This is a genomic window from Exiguobacterium sp. s149, assembly GCF_018618395.1.
Classification (GTDB): domain Bacteria; phylum Bacillota; class Bacilli; order Exiguobacteriales; family Exiguobacteriaceae; genus Exiguobacterium; species Exiguobacterium chiriqhucha.
In genome coordinates this window covers 38,579-54,494 of record NZ_JACSLZ010000004.1, presented here as the reverse complement: position 1 = coordinate 54,494, position 15,916 = coordinate 38,579, and the positions used below count along the sequence as shown (strand labels likewise).

The 15,916-nt window shown below is 53.0% G+C and carries 17 protein-coding genes; all 17 read left to right on the top strand.

Annotated features, from left to right (window positions below):
- The 17 genes from flhA (at position 1) to rseP (ending at position 15,908) form a co-directional block, all read left to right on the top strand.
- A complete protein-coding gene (gene flhA / locus KNP81_RS06875) occupies positions 1 to 2,019 on the top strand; it encodes a flagellar biosynthesis protein FlhA (protein WP_214719426.1) in 2,019 nt (672 codons plus the stop codon).
- Positions 2,020 to 3,099, top strand: a complete 1,080-nt coding sequence (locus KNP81_RS06870; RefSeq protein ID WP_214719425.1) for a flagellar biosynthesis protein FlhF — start codon at positions 2,020 to 2,022, stop codon at positions 3,097 to 3,099.
- Entirely contained in the window at positions 3,078 to 3,917 is an 840-nt protein-coding gene (locus KNP81_RS06865) for a MinD/ParA family protein (RefSeq protein ID WP_214719424.1), read from the top strand. Before KNP81_RS06870 ends, KNP81_RS06865 begins: the two co-directional genes overlap by 22 nt.
- 19 nt (positions 3,918 to 3,936) lie before the next feature.
- A complete protein-coding gene (locus KNP81_RS06860; protein WP_029595692.1) occupies positions 3,937 to 5,904 on the top strand; it encodes a chemotaxis protein CheA in 1,968 nt (655 codons plus the stop codon).
- A gap of 12 nt (positions 5,905 to 5,916) precedes the next feature.
- Positions 5,917 to 6,348: a chemotaxis protein CheW gene (locus KNP81_RS06855; RefSeq protein WP_029595691.1), complete on the top strand. Its 432-nt coding sequence runs from the start codon at positions 5,917 to 5,919 to the stop codon at positions 6,346 to 6,348.
- The gene (locus KNP81_RS06850; protein WP_021067142.1) at positions 6,338 to 6,937 is read left to right on the top strand and encodes a chemotaxis protein CheC; all 600 of its coding nucleotides are present in this window, start codon (positions 6,338 to 6,340) and stop codon (positions 6,935 to 6,937) included. The genes KNP81_RS06855 and KNP81_RS06850 overlap by 11 nt, the downstream gene beginning before the upstream one ends.
- Complete coding sequence (locus tag KNP81_RS06845) at positions 6,930 to 7,415, top strand: chemotaxis protein CheD (RefSeq protein ID WP_021067143.1); 486 nt, start codon at positions 6,930 to 6,932, stop codon at positions 7,413 to 7,415. Before KNP81_RS06850 ends, KNP81_RS06845 begins: the two co-directional genes overlap by 8 nt.
- A gap of 11 nt (positions 7,416 to 7,426) precedes the next feature.
- A complete protein-coding gene (locus KNP81_RS06840) occupies positions 7,427 to 8,197 on the top strand; it encodes a FliA/WhiG family RNA polymerase sigma factor (protein ID WP_021067144.1) in 771 nt (256 codons plus the stop codon).
- 13 nt (positions 8,198 to 8,210) lie between these two features.
- The gene (locus KNP81_RS06835; RefSeq protein ID WP_214719423.1) at positions 8,211 to 8,579 is read left to right on the top strand and encodes a hypothetical protein; all 369 of its coding nucleotides are present in this window, start codon (positions 8,211 to 8,213) and stop codon (positions 8,577 to 8,579) included.
- A gap of 152 nt (positions 8,580 to 8,731) precedes the next feature.
- Positions 8,732 to 9,472, top strand: coding sequence for a 30S ribosomal protein S2 (rpsB, locus tag KNP81_RS06830; RefSeq protein ID WP_021067146.1), 741 nt, complete (start codon positions 8,732 to 8,734; stop codon positions 9,470 to 9,472).
- A 117-nt stretch (positions 9,473 to 9,589) separates the two neighbouring features.
- Entirely contained in the window at positions 9,590 to 10,471 is an 882-nt protein-coding gene (tsf, locus tag KNP81_RS06825; RefSeq protein WP_214719421.1) for a translation elongation factor Ts, read from the top strand.
- Positions 10,472 to 10,577: 106 nt separating this feature from the next.
- Positions 10,578 to 11,303: a UMP kinase gene (gene pyrH, locus KNP81_RS06820; protein WP_021067148.1), complete on the top strand. Its 726-nt coding sequence runs from the start codon at positions 10,578 to 10,580 to the stop codon at positions 11,301 to 11,303.
- Positions 11,300 to 11,860, top strand: a complete 561-nt coding sequence (frr, locus tag KNP81_RS06815; RefSeq protein WP_021067149.1) for a ribosome recycling factor — start codon at positions 11,300 to 11,302, stop codon at positions 11,858 to 11,860. The genes pyrH and frr overlap by 4 nt, the downstream gene beginning before the upstream one ends.
- An 83-nt stretch (positions 11,861 to 11,943) precedes the next feature.
- Positions 11,944 to 12,681: an undecaprenyl pyrophosphate synthase gene (locus KNP81_RS06810; RefSeq protein ID WP_021067150.1), complete on the top strand. Its 738-nt coding sequence runs from the start codon at positions 11,944 to 11,946 to the stop codon at positions 12,679 to 12,681.
- Between the two features lies 1 nt (position 12,682).
- Positions 12,683 to 13,480 carry a phosphatidate cytidylyltransferase gene (locus KNP81_RS06805; RefSeq protein WP_214719419.1) on the top strand — a complete coding sequence of 266 codons (798 nt, stop codon included), beginning with the start codon at positions 12,683 to 12,685 and terminating at the stop codon, positions 13,478 to 13,480.
- Between the two features lie 15 nt (positions 13,481 to 13,495).
- Positions 13,496 to 14,641, top strand: coding sequence for a 1-deoxy-D-xylulose-5-phosphate reductoisomerase (dxr, locus tag KNP81_RS06800; protein WP_214719418.1), 1,146 nt, complete (start codon positions 13,496 to 13,498; stop codon positions 14,639 to 14,641).
- A gap of 16 nt (positions 14,642 to 14,657) precedes the next feature.
- Positions 14,658 to 15,908, top strand: a complete 1,251-nt coding sequence (rseP, locus tag KNP81_RS06795) for an RIP metalloprotease RseP (protein WP_214719417.1) — start codon at positions 14,658 to 14,660, stop codon at positions 15,906 to 15,908.
- Positions 15,909 to 15,916 lie beyond the last annotated feature (8 nt).

Below are 15,916 nucleotides of genomic sequence, written 5' to 3'. Positions count from 1 at the left end.
TTGGCTGTAAAAGCTAAAGATTTTGCGGTATTGATCGGCGTTCTGTTAATCGTCGTCATGCTCGTCATCCCGTTACCGGGGTTCATGTTAGATTTCTTAATCATTGTCAATATACTGGTTGCGTTGCTGATTTTACTCGTCGCGATGAATGCACGTGAAGCACTCGACTTCTCGGTCTTTCCTTCGCTCTTGCTGATCGTGACGTTGTTCCGGCTCGGATTGAACGTGTCGACGACACGTTCGATTTTATCGACCGGATACGGTGGAGAAGTCATCGAGACATTCGGTAACTTCGTCGTCGGCGGGAACGTGCTCGTCGGGTTCGTCGTCTTCCTCATCCTCGTCATCATCCAATTCGTCGTCATCACGAAAGGGGCCGAACGTGTATCCGAAGTGTCGGCGCGTTTCACCCTCGATGCGATGCCAGGGAAACAGATGGCCATCGATGCCGATTTGAATTCGGGCTTGATTGATGACAAAGACGCGCAAATCCGTCGGAAAAAGATTCAAAGTGAAGCCGACTTCTATGGGTCGATGGATGGGGCCTCGAAGTTCGTCAAAGGGGACGCCATCGCTGGGATTATCATCGTCGCCATCAACTTGATTTTCGGAATCATCATCGGTACCGTCCAAATGGGTCTTCCGGTCGGTGAGGCGTTCCAGACGTTCTCGCTCATGACGATCGGGGACGGACTCGTCGGTCAAATCCCGGCGCTCCTCATCTCGACGGCAACCGGGATTATCGTCACGCGTGCCGTCTCGGACGGGAATCTCGGAGAGGACGTCGTCGATCAGCTCGGTCAAAACCCGACGCTGCTCTATATCGCCGGCTCCATCGTCATCATGCTCGGCTTTATTTCGCCGAGTCTGCTCCCCGTGACGCTCATCATTGCCGGCGCCACGTTCTATGGCGCCTATACGATGCGTCGCAATTTGAAACGGGTCATCGATACGCCGTTACCGGAAGAAGAACCGTCGGCACCGACCGAGACTGTCGTTTCGCTTTTACAGATTGATGCTATCGAGTTCGAGTTCGGTTACGGACTCATTCCGCTCGCCGATGAATCGCAAGGCGGCGACTTGCTCGACCGAGTCGTTATGATCCGTCGTCAGCTCGCGCTCGAACTCGGGTTCATCTTGCCGACGGTACGGATTCGTGATCATCTGCAACTGTCACCGAACGCATATCGCATCAAAGTGAAAGGCAACGTCGTCGCTGAAGGCGAACTCTTGCTCGATCATTACTTGGCGATGAGTCCTGGGATTGAAGATCCAGAAGTATATGGGATTGAAACGACGGAGCCGGCGTTCGGTCTCCCGGCGCTATGGATTGATGAAGAGACGCGCACCCGCGCCGAAATGAGCGGGTATACCGTCGTCGATCCGCCGTCCGTCGTGGCGACACATTTGACGGAGACGCTCAAGAAACACGCTGCCGACCTGCTCGGCCGTGAAGAGACGAAACAGCTCGTCGAGCATTTGAAAGAGACACATCCGGTGCTCGTCGAAGACGTGACACCATCCGTCTTGTCGATTGGAGACATTCAAAAAGTGCTCCGTCATCTGTTGAAAGAACACGTCTCGATTCGCAATTTACCGCTCTTGTTCGAGACGATGGCCGACTATGGCAAAGTGACGAAAGACGCGGACATCCTCGGCGAATACTGCCGGCAAGGTCTGTCACGTCAATTGACGGATCAAGTCAGTCCGCCCGACGGACCACTCTACGTGGTCACCCTAGGCGGTCAGACCGAACAGCTGATTCAAGACGCCGTTCAAAAGACGGAGTTCGGCAACTATTTGGCGCTCGACCCGGAACAAGCGCGCGAGATTATCGAACGCTCGGGCGAGCAGCTGTCGATGTTCGAACGCTACGGGGCATCGGCCGTCATTCTTTGTTCGCCGACGATCCGCCTGTTCGTGAGACAATTGCTCGAACGGTATTATCCGGATGTGCCTGTCCTCGCCTACAACGAACTGCTCAGCTCGATTGAAGTGAAAAGTATTGGGGTGATTTAAGTGCAAATCAAAAAATATACAGGCAAGACGATGGCGGAAGCGATGGCGAAAGTCAAACAAGAGTTTGGCGACGACGCCGTCATCTTGAATTCGCGCCAAGTGAAGAAAGGATGGCTCGGCTTGTTCGCCTCACAACACGTCGAGGTCATCGCCGCGCTCGAGAAGGCGCCGCTCGCCGTCAAACCACGTACGGTTGCGAAGCCGGTCGCGGCAACGAAACCTGAGGCGACGCAAAAACGTCAACCGCAACCACGTAACGTCGCGTATGCTGCGCCTGAAATCTCGGGAGCGAGACGTTTGCCGGCACCATTGGCACACGTCGAAGCGCTGCTCGCGTCCGAATCGTTTCAAGGTGAAGCGTGGGACGAAGCGATTCAGGAACTGTATTACACGACAAAATCGGTCGACGCCGTCGAACGTTACGTCCGCGATCAAATCCAAAATTCTTTCTTGCCTGTACCGGAACCGAAACGGTACATGATGCTCGTCGGTCCGACCGGTGTCGGCAAGACGACGACGCTCGCGAAACTAGCCGCCCACTATAAGCTCGAGCATGGACTCTCGGTCGGCCTCATCACGACGGATACGTATCGAATCGCTGCCATCGAGCAGTTGAAGACGTACGCCGAGATTCTAGACATCCCGGTCGAGGTCGCCTACGATTTTGATGATTTCAAACGGGCGAAGCAGCTGTTCGCTCGAAAAGACATCATTTTGATTGATACGGCTGGCCGCAACTTCCGCGACGAGGCGTATGTTGAGCAGTTCGAGCGGCATCATGACTTTTCGGAGACGAGTCTCTCGCTCGTCCTCAGCTTGACGTCAAAGATGCGGGACATGGAAATGATATATCGCCAGTTCGAGCCGTTGCCGCTCGGGTCGCTGATCTTCACGAAAGCGGACGAGACGAGCGACATCCATGCGATGTATCGGATGGTTCGCGAAAGTGGGCTGCCGGTCGCTTGGCTGACGGATGGACAAGAAGTGCCGGACGACCTCGTCAACGGGGACCCTTCCCGGCTGACGAATCGGTTGCTTGAGAAAGAAGGGTGGACCCAATGGACCAAGCAAGACGTCTAAGGGCGAAAACAGAGACCCCACCGACGACGATCGCTTTCGCGAGCGGGAAAGGCGGGGTCGGCAAGACGAACGTCTGTGTCAATACGGCCATCGGCCTCGTCGAGCTTGGGAAGCGCGTGTTAATCGTCGATCTCGACATCGGGATGGCGAACGTGCATATCTTGTTGAACGCCTCGAGATCACGGACGATGATGGATTCGGTCAAAGCCCGAATTCCGCTGGCCGCCTCGGTTCAGAAAGGTGTGCATGGTGTCGATATATTACATGGGGGGAGTGGACTTGATGAACTAGTCCAATTCTCACATGCCGATATGCAATTTTTTATGCGTGAACTCGAAGTGCTCACTGAATACGATTATGTCCTGTTCGACATGGGGGCCGGGGCGACCGACACATCACTTCAATTCATTGAAGGATGCGATGAGATGTTTCTCATCTTGACTCCTGAACCGACCTCGCTCATGGATGGGTACGCCTATACGAAGCTGGTGAATCGACAAAGCCCAGATTTACCGCTCGGCATCATCGTCAATCGGGCCCAATCGGGTGAGGAAGCGCTGCAATGTTTTGAACGAATGGAAGTTGCGTGTGAGCAGTTTTTAAAGAAATCGATTCGATTCCTCGGGTATTTACCAGATGACGCCACGGTCAGACGAGCGGTCATCGCCCAAGTCCCGTTTTACCATTTGGACCGAAAAAGTGATATCAGTTGGCGGTTAGAGCGGATTTTAACGACATTGACCGGGACACCGCCGAAACCGCGTCATTTTATGGATCGCTTGATGGGGAACTTGAAACGTCAGTGGAACCGAGTCTAACGACAGGGAGGCATTATAGATGGACGTGAACGAATACTTAGGATTGTTTTTAGATGAGTCGCAAGAACATATTCAATCGGTGAACACCCAACTGTTAAAACTTGAACAGACGGGTAGCCAAGAAGCGATTCAAGAGATTTTCCGCTCCGCGCATACGCTCAAAGGAATGTCGGCGACGATGGGTTATGAGAGTGTGGCCAACTTGACACATGAGATGGAGAGCGCGCTCGACTTGGTTCGGGCCGGTAAGAAAGAGAGCAACCAGCTGTTGCTTGATACGATGTTCTCAGCGATGGAACAAATCGAAGAGATGATCGCCAATATCGAGACCGGCGGCCGAGGTGCGAACGTCGATGTCGCTGCGACGGTGTCTGCGTTCCAGTCGTTCATCGGCAGCACGCCAAAGGCGGCTCCGACGGTCGAAGCCAACGTCTTCACGGCCGACCTTTATACGGATTCAGTCATCACCCAAGCGAAGGAGACGGGCTTCGAGGCGTTCCAATTGCACGTGAAACTATCCGATGCCGTCGTATTGAAAGCGGCGCGTGCCTATATGGTATTCGATCGCCTGCAAGAACTCGGCGAGGTCGTCCGGACATTACCGGAAACCGAGGCCATCGAACAAGAGCAGTTCGACCTCTCGTTTGACGTCTTGTTCGTGTCACAAGAGACGGCAGATGTGATTGAACACGCCGTGTCCCAAGTGTCAGAAGTCGAGCACGTCCTCGTGACGGTGTATACGAGTGCATCGAGTGAACCGGAAGTCGCCGTCAGTGCCGAGACCGTCGTCGTCGCTGAAGCGAAACCGAAAGTCGAGGCGGAAGAGCCGAAAGAACAGGCTGTCGCCCAGGCGAAGACGATTCGCGTCAACTTGGAACGGATTGATCGTTTAATGAACTTATTCGAAGAGTTCATTATCGACCGCGGTCGTCTCGAGCGGCTCGCCGACGAAGTCGGACAGCCTGAATTGAACGAGACGGTCGAGAAAATCAAACGCGGGACGAACGAACTCCAATCACTCGTCCTGACGCTCCGGATGATGCCGATCGAGCAAGTGTTCAACCGCTTCCCACGCATGGTACGTTCGGTCGCGAAAGACATTCATAAAAAAGTCCAGCTTGAGATCACAGGCGCGGAAACGGAACTCGATCGGACGGTCATCGATGAGATTGGCGACCCGCTTGTTCACTTGATTCGCAATGCCATCGATCACGGCATCGAACTACCAGAAGTCCGTGTCGCCGCCGGGAAACCGGAGCAAGGGAGTCTTGCACTCCGGGCTTACCATGGCGGCAACCGTGTCTTCATTGAAATCGAGGACGACGGGGCAGGGATCCATGTCGATAAAGTCCGGTCGAAAGCGCTCGAGCGCGGCGTCATCACGCCGGAAGAAGCGACAGCGATGACCGATAACGAAGTCGCTATGCTCATCTTCGCCCCAGGCTTCTCGACGGCAGATGTCGTCACTGATTTGTCTGGTCGCGGTGTCGGTCTTGACGTCGTGAAAAACAAAATCGAATCACTCGGTGGGGTCGTCACGCTCGAGACGGTCGTCGGACAAGGGACAAAATTCCAAGTCAGCCTTCCGCTCACGCTGTCCATCATCTCGGCGATGCTCGTTCAAGCCGGTGAGGAGACGTACGCCATCCCGTTGTCATCGATTCTTGAGACGACACTTCTTGACGAGGCCGACATTTTGACGGCCCATCGCGAACGTGTCTTCGATTTCCGAGGTCAGCTCGTCCCGCTCGTCTATTTAAAAGAAATGTTTGCGATTGAGACGGAAACGAAGACGCAATTCCCGGTCGTCGTCGTCCGTAAAGGAAATAAACTCGTCGGCGTGGTCGTCAACGATTTGATTGGCCAACAAGAGATTGTCATGAAGCCGCTCGGTACGTATCTCGAGGGCATTCCGGCCATCTCTGGTGCGACGATACTCGGAGACGGGCGTGTCGCCTTGATTGTCGACAGCAACGATCTGTTCTAAGGAGGAAGAAGGATGGAACAAAAATGGGTAGTCTTTTCACTGGGAACGAACACATACGGGATCGATGTCCAGTCGGTCCGCTCGATTGAACGAGTACAACCGGTCACACGCGTCCCGAATGCACCGGCTCACGTCAAGGGCGTCATCAATTTGCGCGGTGTCGTCACGCCGGTCATCGACCTTCGTCTCCGCCTCGGGTATGAGGCAATTGAACCGACCGACGAGACACGGATTTTAATCGCCTCGCTCAATCAAGGCGATGCCGGTTTTATCGTCGATCGCGCCAACGAGGTCGTGGAAAGCGAGGACGTTCGTCTCGAGCCGATTCCTGAATCGAGTCGAGACATGTTGTCGGCTCATTTGACGGCGATTGCGAAAGGGGAGGACAAACTGTTCTCGCTTCTCGACGCCAACGCGTTGTTCGAGGAACAACATGCTGAGTGAGTTCGAGCAAGATTTATTGAAAGAACTTGGCAATATCGGATCAGGCCACGCAGCGACGGCATTGTCGACGCTCTTGGCCAAGCCGGTCAACATTACCGTCTCCTCGGCCGAGATGGAACCGATCACGTATCTTCCGGAACGGGTCGGCGGTCCTGAGCGTCACGTGGCATCCGTGCTATTAGAGCTCGGAGGCGACATCAGCGGCATGATCCTCATCTTATTCCCGGTCGACGACGCCGAGATGATGGTCTCATCACTTATCGGGAGCGGGTTCACGTTCCAAGCGGCCGATGAACTCGGTCAGTCGGCATGGGAAGAGATTGGGAATATCATGAGCGGGGCCTATGCCCGGGCGCTCGGCGATTGGTTGAATACACCGATCCCGATTCACGTCCCGGCGACAGCGGTCGACATGGCCGGTTCGATCGTCGAATTCGTCGTCACATCGGTCCAGCCCGAAGAAGATGCGGCGCTCTATATCGATACGACGTTCCGCATCGACGGAAAAGTAAGTGCCGGACATGTGTTGTTCCTACCGACGCATGGCTCGCTCGAACGGATTAAGCAGCGGTTGATGGGCCATGGCTGAAGTACTCAAAATTGGGATTGCAGAATGGAAGCAGACGACGGCGCCGAACAAGTTGCGGACGGCCGGGCTCGGTTCGTGTGTCGGGGTTATCCTGTACGACGTCCGGCTCCAAGTCGCGGCGATGGCCCACGTCATGTTGCCGGATTCGGCGATCGCCCGCAAACATCAAACGATTGAAGTAGGGAAATATGCGGATACGGCCATCGATGCTCTCGTCGCTTCATTGAAACGGGCTGGGGCCGGTCGGTTGCAAGCAAAGATGGCCGGCGGCGCCCAAATGTTTCAATTCAAATATGAGAATGAGGCGATGCGCATCGGGGAACGAAATGCCGAGGCCGTCCGCAATGCGTTAAAGGCGCACCGGATTCCGCTCATCGCCGAGGACTGTGGCGGACATAATGGGCGGACGATTGAATTTGATGTGGCGACTTGCGTCCTCTCGATTCGAACGGTCAGCGTAGGAACAAAGGAAATTTAGGGGGGATCGACATGACGACTCAACTTACCGAGTTGTGGGATCGTTGGAATACTGACCGCGATATGGATACGGCGAATGAACTATTGACGCACTATGAGTTCCTGATCCATTATCACGTGCAACGAATGATCGTGACGCTCCCGAAGAGCGTCGAACGCGACGAATTGAAAAGTTTGGGTTACATGGGATTGTACGATGCCCTCATGAAATATGATCCAGAACACAACAACAAGTTTGACACGTACGCGGCGTTTCGGATTCGGGGCGCCATCATCGATGGACTACGGAAAATCGATTGGTTGCCGCGATCGGTGCGTGAACGGGTGAAGAAGATTGACCACGTCGCCGAACAGCTTGAACAGAAGCTGCACCGGGCTCCGACGAAAGAAGAGCTGGCGCACGCGTGCGAACTGCCGGTCTCAGAAATCGAGAAAGCGATGGCGGAAGGATACTTTGCGAACATGTTGTCAATCGATGAGGCGGTGACGCTTCAAGAGGAAGGCAAGGTCATGTCCGTCACGTATTTCGACCCCGATTCCGAAAAACCGGAAGATACGCTTCTGCAGCGCGAGCTGCTCGATGTGTTGACGAACGAGATTGAGCATTTATCTGAGAAAGAACGGCTCGTCGTGTCGTTATTTTATTTCGACGAGTTGACGTTGACGGAGATCGGTGAAGTGTTGGAACTCTCGACGTCCCGCATCTCACAAATTCATTCCAAGGCGCTGAAGACGTTGAAGCTTGCGCTCGGACGTTCCTATTTAGAAGAAAAGACATCGTGAAGGAGGGACGGAGATGACCGTCGTCTATATCGGAATCGCCTGTATCGTCGCGTACGGACTGTTGATTTTGTTTCGTCAAGTCCAGGCGCTGACGGCTCGTGTCACGCTGCTCGAACAGGAGAAGCGTGAGACCGAGGCCCTCCTGTTGTCGTTCATGGAATCGATGAACGATGTCGTGAAACACCCTGCGCCATCGAGCGAGGAATCGGCTGTGGAACCTGCACTTGAGGATTCGCCGATGGAGGCACCGTCGTCCCGTGAGCGCCAACAGGCACCGCACGTCGAGGACGTTTTACTGAACCATTCGGTCCGAGAGACGGCCCGACTGCTCGGAAAAGGTGAGGGAGAAGTCGCCCTTTATGCCAAACTTCGCAAAAAGTGAGAGTTGCCGGATTGCCTGACATATGCTATAGTAATTTTCGGTGTTAAACACATCACACACGTCTCGGGATGGTATTCCTCGGTGCCGAAAGGTCGGAATACAACGATGAACGAGGCGGAGGACTTTTTTAAACCACAAGGAGGAAATTTATCATGGCAGTAATCTCAATGAAGCAATTGCTCGAAGCTGGTGTACATTTCGGTCACCAGACACGCCGTTGGAACCCAAAAATGGCGAAATACATCTTCACGGAGCGTAACGGAATCTACATCATCGACCTTCAAAAAACGGTCAAAAAAGTAGACGAAGCTTACAACTTCGTTCGTGAACTCGCGGCAGAAGGCGGAAACGTCCTCTTCGTAGGTACGAAAAAACAAGCTCAAGACACGATCAAAGAAGAAGCACTCCGTTCAGGTATGTACTTCATCAACGAGCGTTGGTTGGGTGGAACACTCACAAACTTCTCAACAATCAAAAAGCGTATCAACCGCTTGAAGCAGCTTGAGAAAATGGAAGCTGACGGTACGTTCGAAGTACTTCCTAAGAAAGAAGTCATCATCTTGAAAAAAGAAATGACACGTCTTGAGAAGTTCCTCGGCGGAATCAAGGACATGCCAGGTGTTCCTGATGCCCTCTTCATCGTTGACCCACGTAAAGAGCGTATTGCGATTGCAGAAGCTCACAAATTGAACATCCCAATCGTTGCGATTGTCGACACAAACTGTGACCCAGACGAAATCGACTACGTCATCCCAGCGAACGACGACGCGATTCGTGCGGTTAAATTGCTCACTTCTAAGATGGCAGACGCGATCATCGAAGCGAAGCAAGGCGAAGAAGAAGTAGCTGAAGAAGCAGTAGCTCCAGAAGCTGAAGCGACAGAAGCTGAGTAATCGGTCAGACAACAGGTGATAAAGGGAAAGCCTTTTATCACCTTTTTTTAGGACACGTATATGAAGCCTTAGTGCTTTTTCTTAAAAATTCGTAAGTTTTACAAGGAGGAATTTCCGATGGCAGTTACAGCAGCAATGGTAAAAGAACTTCGTGAAAAAACAGGCGCAGGTATGCTCGATTGCAAAAAAGCACTCACTGAAACAAATGGTGACATGCAAGCGGCAATCGACTTCCTTCGTGAAAAAGGGATCGCTAAAGCAGCAGCTAAAGGCGACCGCATCGCAGCAGAAGGTTTGACGGCAGTAGCGGTTGACGGCAACAAAGCTGCGCTCGTCGAAGTTAACTCAGAAACAGACTTCGTTGCGAAAAACGAGAAGTTCCAAACACTCGTTTCAGACGTGGCGAATGCAGTTCTCACTTCAGGCGCGACAACGGTTGAAGCAGCACTTGCTTCTGAGTTCGTAGCAGGTAAAACACTTGAAACGCACATCCAAGAAGAAGCTTCGACAATCGGAGAGAAAATCTCACTCCGTCGTATCGCAGTTCTTGAAAAAGCTGACGATGCAGTCTTCGGCACGTACCTTCACATGGGTGGACGTATCGGTTCGATCGTCATCATCGACGGTACAACAGACGAGACAGTTGCGAAAGACGTTGCGATGCACGTCGCAGCAGCACGCCCACTTTACGCGACACGCGACGAAGTATCGGCTGAAGAAGCAGACCGTGAGAAGAAAGTCTTGACTGAGCAAGCCCTCAACGAAGGCAAGCCTGCTAACATCGTCGAGAAGATGATCGCGGGACGTATGAACAAGTACTTCGAGGAAATCTGCCTCGTCGACCAAACATTCGTTAAAGACGCTGACTTCAAAGTTGGGAAATACGTAGAGTCTAAAGGCGGCCGTGTCAACTCATTCGTACGTTTCGAAGTTGGAGAAGGTATGGAAAAACGCGAAGAAAACTTTGCTGAAGAAGTAATGAACCAACTTAAAAAATAATCTGCATCACCCGTGATGCAATCAAAATTGGGAACACGTCTGTATAACCTTGAGTTAGTTCGTTAAGGGAGCGTGTTCCCTTTTTTCAAGCAAGAGGAGGCAAAGTATGGAACCGAAATATAAGCGAATTGTGTTAAAATTGAGTGGAGAAGCGCTCGCAGGAGATCAAGGGTACGGGATTGACCCGGCCATCGTCAACTCGATCTCTGGACAAATCAAAGAGTTGGTCGCCTTGGGCGTTGAAGTAGCCGTCGTCGTCGGAGCCGGAAACATCTGGCGCGGGAAGACGGGCAGCGAACTCGGCATGGACCGGGCGAATGCCGATTATATGGGCATGCTTGCCACGGTGTTGAACTCGCTCGCACTTCAAGATAGCCTTGAATCGAACGGTGTCCAGACGCGCGTCCAAACCTCAATCGAAATGCGCCAAGTGGCTGAACCGTACATCCGTCGTCGGGCGATGCGTCACCTTGAAAAAGGTCGAGTCGTCATCTTCGCGGCAGGGACGGGGAACCCGTACTTCTCAACAGATACGACAGCAGCACTCCGCGCAGCGGAAATTGAAGCTGATGTCATCCTGATGGGTAAAAACAACGTCGATGGTGTCTATTCGGCGGATCCGAAACTCGTTCCGGATGCGGTCAAATACGACACGCTCACGTACTTGGACGTCTTAAAAGACGGACTCCAAGTGATGGATTCGACAGCCACATCACTATGTATGGACAACCATATCCCACTGATTGTATTCTCATTGCTTGAAGAAGGAAACATCAAACGTGTCGTACTCGGGGAACATATCGGGACGGTAGTAGGAGGAATCAATTCATGAGTGTTAATGACGTATTGAAAACTGCTGAAGAAAAGATGGAGAAAGCCCATTCTGCCTTGAAACGTGATTTCGGGACACTTCGTACGGGACGCGCGAGCGCGTCAATCTTGGACCCGGTCCAAGTCGACTACTACGGCGTACCGACTCCGCTCAACCAAGTGGCGAACATCAACACTCCGGAAGCGCGTCTACTCTTGATTCAACCATGGGACAAATCGATGGTGTCAGATGTCGAGAAAGCGATTCAAAAAGCCGACCTCGGCCTCTCGCCGTCTTCTGATGGGACGGTCATTCGTCTCGCGATCCCAGCTTTGACAGAAGAGCGCCGCAAAGAGCTCGTGAAGGTGACGAAAAAATATGCGGAAGAAGCGAAAGTAGCTGTCCGTAACGTTCGTCGTGACGCGAATGAAAACTTGAAGAAGCTTGAAAAAGATGGGGACTTGACTGAGGACGACCTTCGCGGTTACGCGGATGACGTTCAATCGTTAACGGATTCGTACATCAAAAAAATTGATGAATCTGCAGCGACGAAAGAAAAAGAAATCATGGAAGTGTAATCACGGAAGTGGTATACCAAAAAGCTGTGTGGGGACCCTTTTACTGAGAGGGTCCCTCTTTCATACAATCAGGAGGATAGAGTATGTTTAAATGGGTGAATCCTAAAACAAAAACCGAGGCGGAACTGAGCATTCCCGAACACGTCGCCATCATCATGGACGGCAACGGCCGTTGGGCGAAGAAGCGTGGGCTCCCTCGCATCATGGGTCACCGGGAAGGGATGAAGTCGGTCCGGGAAGCGGTGCGCACCGCCCAAGAACTCGGCATCCGTTCATTGACGCTGTATGCGTTCTCGACGGAGAACTGGACGCGTCCTGAAGAAGAAGTCAACTTCTTGATGAAATTGCCGAAGCAATTTTTAGAGACGGATTTAAAAGAATTGGATGAACAGAACGTTCGCGTGCTCGTCGCAGGCGATGTGACAAAACTGCCACGCGGGACGCGAGAAGCGGTCGATGAGGCACGGACACGGACGGCGACGAATACGGGGCTCGATCTCGTCTTTGCGCTCAACTATGGCGGACGTGATGAACTCGTTCAAGCGATGAAACAAATCGCGAGTGATGTAGCGCACGGTACGATTCAACCGGACGAGATCGATGACGTCATGATTGGTGAGCGTCTCATGACGAACATGCAAGACGTTGATTTGATTATCCGCACGAGTGGGGAACAGCGCCTCTCGAACTTCTTGCTCTGGCAAGGGGCTTACGCTGAACTACATTTCACGGACGTGTTATGGCCTGAGTTTAAACGGGACCATTTCGTCGAGGCGATTGAAGCGTATAACGCGCGGACTCGCCGGTTTGGCGGGGTGTGACATGAAAACACGAATCATTACCGGTCTCTGGGCCGGCGCCATCTTTGTCACGTTGATTGCCCTAGGCGGTAGCCCGTTCGTCATCTTGATGGGCGTGCTCGCCTTAATCGGATTGAGCGAGTTCACGTTGATGCGCAACCATAAATTGATGGCGTTCCCGTTTCTCGTGACGTCACTTCTCGTGGCATTCCCATTCATCTTGTTGTTGCTCGAACGCCGACTCGTCCTCGAGGAACTGCCGATGTCGACGACGCAATGGATGGTGCTCGGATTGATGCTCCTCTTGTTTTGGACGGTTGTCACGAAAAACCGTTTTACGTATGAGGATGCGAGTTTTTATTTCGTCTCGGCCGTCTATCTCGTCGTCGGGTTCTCGAGTTTCGCACTCGTCCGTTTGTCAGAAGACGGGCTCGTCAAAGTGTTGCTCGTCTTGTTCATGATTTGGGCGACCGATTCCGGTGCCTATTTCACAGGGAAAGCGATTGGAAAGACGAAACTGTGGCCGTCCATCAGCCCGAATAAGACGATTGAAGGTGCCATCGGCGGCATCATATCGGCGATCGTCCTCGGTATCATCTACGTGCTCATCGAGCCGGTGTTGCCGATTCTCGAGGTGTTGGTGCTCGCGGTCGTCGTATCAGTCGTCGGTCAACTCGGGGATTTGGTACAATCAGCATACAAGCGTCAATATAATGTGAAAGATTCCGGTCATCTGTTACCGGGACACGGTGGGATTTTAGACCGGTTTGATAGTATGATCGCGGTATTCACCGTCATTTGGGTATTTAATTTGTTATAAAAGAGGAGTGTCAAGATGAAGCGAATCAGCTTAATCGGGGCGACTGGATCGATTGGCGTACAAACATGCGACGTCATCGAACAGCACCCCGACTTGTTTGAACTTGAGGCATATGCGTTCGGATCGAACGTAGACGTGGCGGAAGAATGGATCAATCGCCTGCGGCCGAAATACGTATCCGCTAAAAATATCGAGGTACTCGAACAGCTCAAGCCACGCCTTACATATGAACCACTCTTTTTCATCGGACTGGAAGGGTTGATTGCATGTGCGACCGCTGAAAGGACCGATGTCGTCGTGACGGCAGTCGTCGGCGCCGTCGGGCTTGAACCGACCCTTGCCGCCATCGAAGCGGGGAAAGACATCGCGCTTGCGAACAAAGAGACGCTCGTCACGGCAGGACACCTTGTCACCGAGGCAGTCAAAAAACACGGTGTTAGCCTGCTCCCGGTCGACAGCGAACATTCGGCCATCTATCAATGCTTGAACGGCGAACGCCGCGAGGACGTCTCGAAAATCATCTTGACGGCTTCAGGCGGAAGTTTCCGTGACAAGTCGCGGGAAGAGCTTGAAGGGGTGACCGTCGCGGAGGCGCTGGCGCACCCGAACTGGTCGATGGGGGCCAAAATCACAATCGATTCGGCTACGATGTTCAATAAAGGACTCGAAGTCATCGAAGCGCACTGGTTGTTCGATATCGATTATAATGATATTGAAGTGGTTCTCCATCGCGAGTCGATCATCCACTCGATGGTCGAATTCAAAGATGCCGCTGTCATGGCGCAGCTCGGCAATCCCGATATGCGAGGCCCGATTCTCTATGCGCTATCAGCCCCGAAACGTCTTGAAATCGAAGGGAACAAGCGGTTAAACTTGAGAGAAATCGGAACGCTGCACTTCGCGGAAGCCGATTTGACACGTTATCCGGCGTTACGCCTCGCTTATGAGGCCGGGCGCGCCGGCGGTTCGATGCCGACCGTGCTCAATGCCGCCAACGAGGCAGCCGTCGAGCTGTTCTTGAACGGAGAGATCGCGTTCCTCGATATCGAACGCATCGTTGAGCAAGCGATGGAGACACATACGGTAATTGCAGAACCGACGCTCGAGGAGATTCTTCAAATCGACCGAGCGGTTCGAGAACAAATTCAGCAAGGAAAGTGAAGGTGGGGAATAGACAATGACGACTTTTATCGCCATCGTTTTGATGTTTGGGGTACTCATTTCGGTTCATGAATGGGGACACCTCGTCATGGCGAAACGGGCAGGGATTCTCTGTCATGAATTTGCAATCGGGTTTGGACCGAAAATCCTCTCATTCCGAAAAAATGAGACGCTGTATACGATTCGACTATTGCCAATCGGCGGTTATGTCAAAATGGCCGGGGAAGATTTTGAGCCGATCGAAGTGAAGGCTGGGCAACACGTCGGATTGCGTCTGACGAGTGCTGGGACGGTCGATCGCGTCTATTTCCAACCGGACCAGGCCCAAGACGTTCATATCGTCGGGACGGTCGACAAGTTTGACTCGGTCCGCGAATTGAAAGTACAACTGCTCGTCGATGATGAGGTCCGTGTCTATTCGCTCGAGCGGGACACACTTCTCGTCGACCAAGGCATGGAGATTCAAATCGCGCCTTACGACCGCACGTTCGGAGCCCAGTCTGTCTGGAAACGGGTGCTTGCGATTGCAGCCGGTCCGGCGATGAACTTCGTCCTTGCCTTCCTCCTCCTCGTCATCGTCGGTCTCGTCCAAGGGACACCGACGGACGATGGTCAAATCGGTACGGTCCAACCGGACTCGGCCGCTGATCAAGCTGGACTCGTCGCAGGCGACGAGATCGTCTCAATCGAAGGTCAACCGATTGACAACTGGCTCGATTTGCGAACGGTATTGGCGGATCGTGCCGACACGCCGACCGAAGTGACGTATATTCGTGACGACGTCGAGCAAACGGTGACGATTACGCCGCAAGCGGTCGAACAAAATGGGGAGACGGTCGGGATTTTAGGCGTGACGAACGCGCTCGAACGTTCACCGGCCAAAGCTTTTACAACCGGGGCCGAGACGACGTGGACGATGTCGACGCTCATCTTCTCCGCGGTCGGTGATTTGGTGACGGGTCAGGTCGGTGTCGATCAGTTGGCCGGTCCGGTCGGAATCGTCCGTATGACCGACGAAGTGGCAGCGAGCGGATTCATCATGCTCCTTAACTGGACGGCACTTCTATCCGTCAACTTGGCCATCTTCAACCTATTGCCGCTCCCGGCGCTCGATGGAGGACGACTCATCTTCCTCTTGTTCGAAGCGGTACGCGGACGGCCGATTGATCCGAAAAAGGAGGGCTTCGTCCACTTTATCGGGTTCGCCTTGCTCATGCTGCTCATGTTGATTGTCACCTGGAATGATATCCAATCATTCTTTAAATAATTAGATCC

Excerpts from the sequence above, each read along its gene's own strand:
- frr (WP_021067149.1), top strand. The coding sequence starts at position 11,300 with ATGAGTGTTAATGACGTATTGAAAACTGCTGAAGAAAAGATGGAGAAA.
- KNP81_RS06840 (WP_021067144.1), top strand. The coding sequence starts at position 7,427 with ATGACGACTCAACTTACCGAGTTGTGGGATCGTTGGAATACTGACCGC.
- KNP81_RS06805 (WP_214719419.1), top strand. The coding sequence starts at position 12,683 with ATGAAAACACGAATCATTACCGGTCTCTGGGCCGGCGCCATCTTTGTC.
- KNP81_RS06850 (WP_021067142.1), top strand. The coding sequence starts at position 6,338 with ATGCTGAGTGAGTTCGAGCAAGATTTATTGAAAGAACTTGGCAATATC.
- tsf (WP_214719421.1), top strand. The coding sequence starts at position 9,590 with ATGGCAGTTACAGCAGCAATGGTAAAAGAACTTCGTGAAAAAACAGGC.
- dxr (WP_214719418.1), top strand. The coding sequence starts at position 13,496 with ATGAAGCGAATCAGCTTAATCGGGGCGACTGGATCGATTGGCGTACAA.
- KNP81_RS06855 (WP_029595691.1), top strand. The coding sequence starts at position 5,917 with ATGGAACAAAAATGGGTAGTCTTTTCACTGGGAACGAACACATACGGG.
- KNP81_RS06860 (WP_029595692.1), top strand. The coding sequence starts at position 3,937 with ATGGACGTGAACGAATACTTAGGATTGTTTTTAGATGAGTCGCAAGAA.
- KNP81_RS06835 (WP_214719423.1), top strand. The coding sequence starts at position 8,211 with ATGACCGTCGTCTATATCGGAATCGCCTGTATCGTCGCGTACGGACTG.
- KNP81_RS06810 (WP_021067150.1), top strand. The coding sequence starts at position 11,944 with ATGTTTAAATGGGTGAATCCTAAAACAAAAACCGAGGCGGAACTGAGC.
- KNP81_RS06865 (WP_214719424.1), top strand. The coding sequence starts at position 3,078 with ATGGACCAAGCAAGACGTCTAAGGGCGAAAACAGAGACCCCACCGACG.
- rseP (WP_214719417.1), top strand. The coding sequence starts at position 14,658 with ATGACGACTTTTATCGCCATCGTTTTGATGTTTGGGGTACTCATTTCG.
- rpsB (WP_021067146.1), top strand. The coding sequence starts at position 8,732 with ATGGCAGTAATCTCAATGAAGCAATTGCTCGAAGCTGGTGTACATTTC.
- KNP81_RS06845 (WP_021067143.1), top strand. The coding sequence starts at position 6,930 with ATGGCTGAAGTACTCAAAATTGGGATTGCAGAATGGAAGCAGACGACG.
- pyrH (WP_021067148.1), top strand. The coding sequence starts at position 10,578 with ATGGAACCGAAATATAAGCGAATTGTGTTAAAATTGAGTGGAGAAGCG.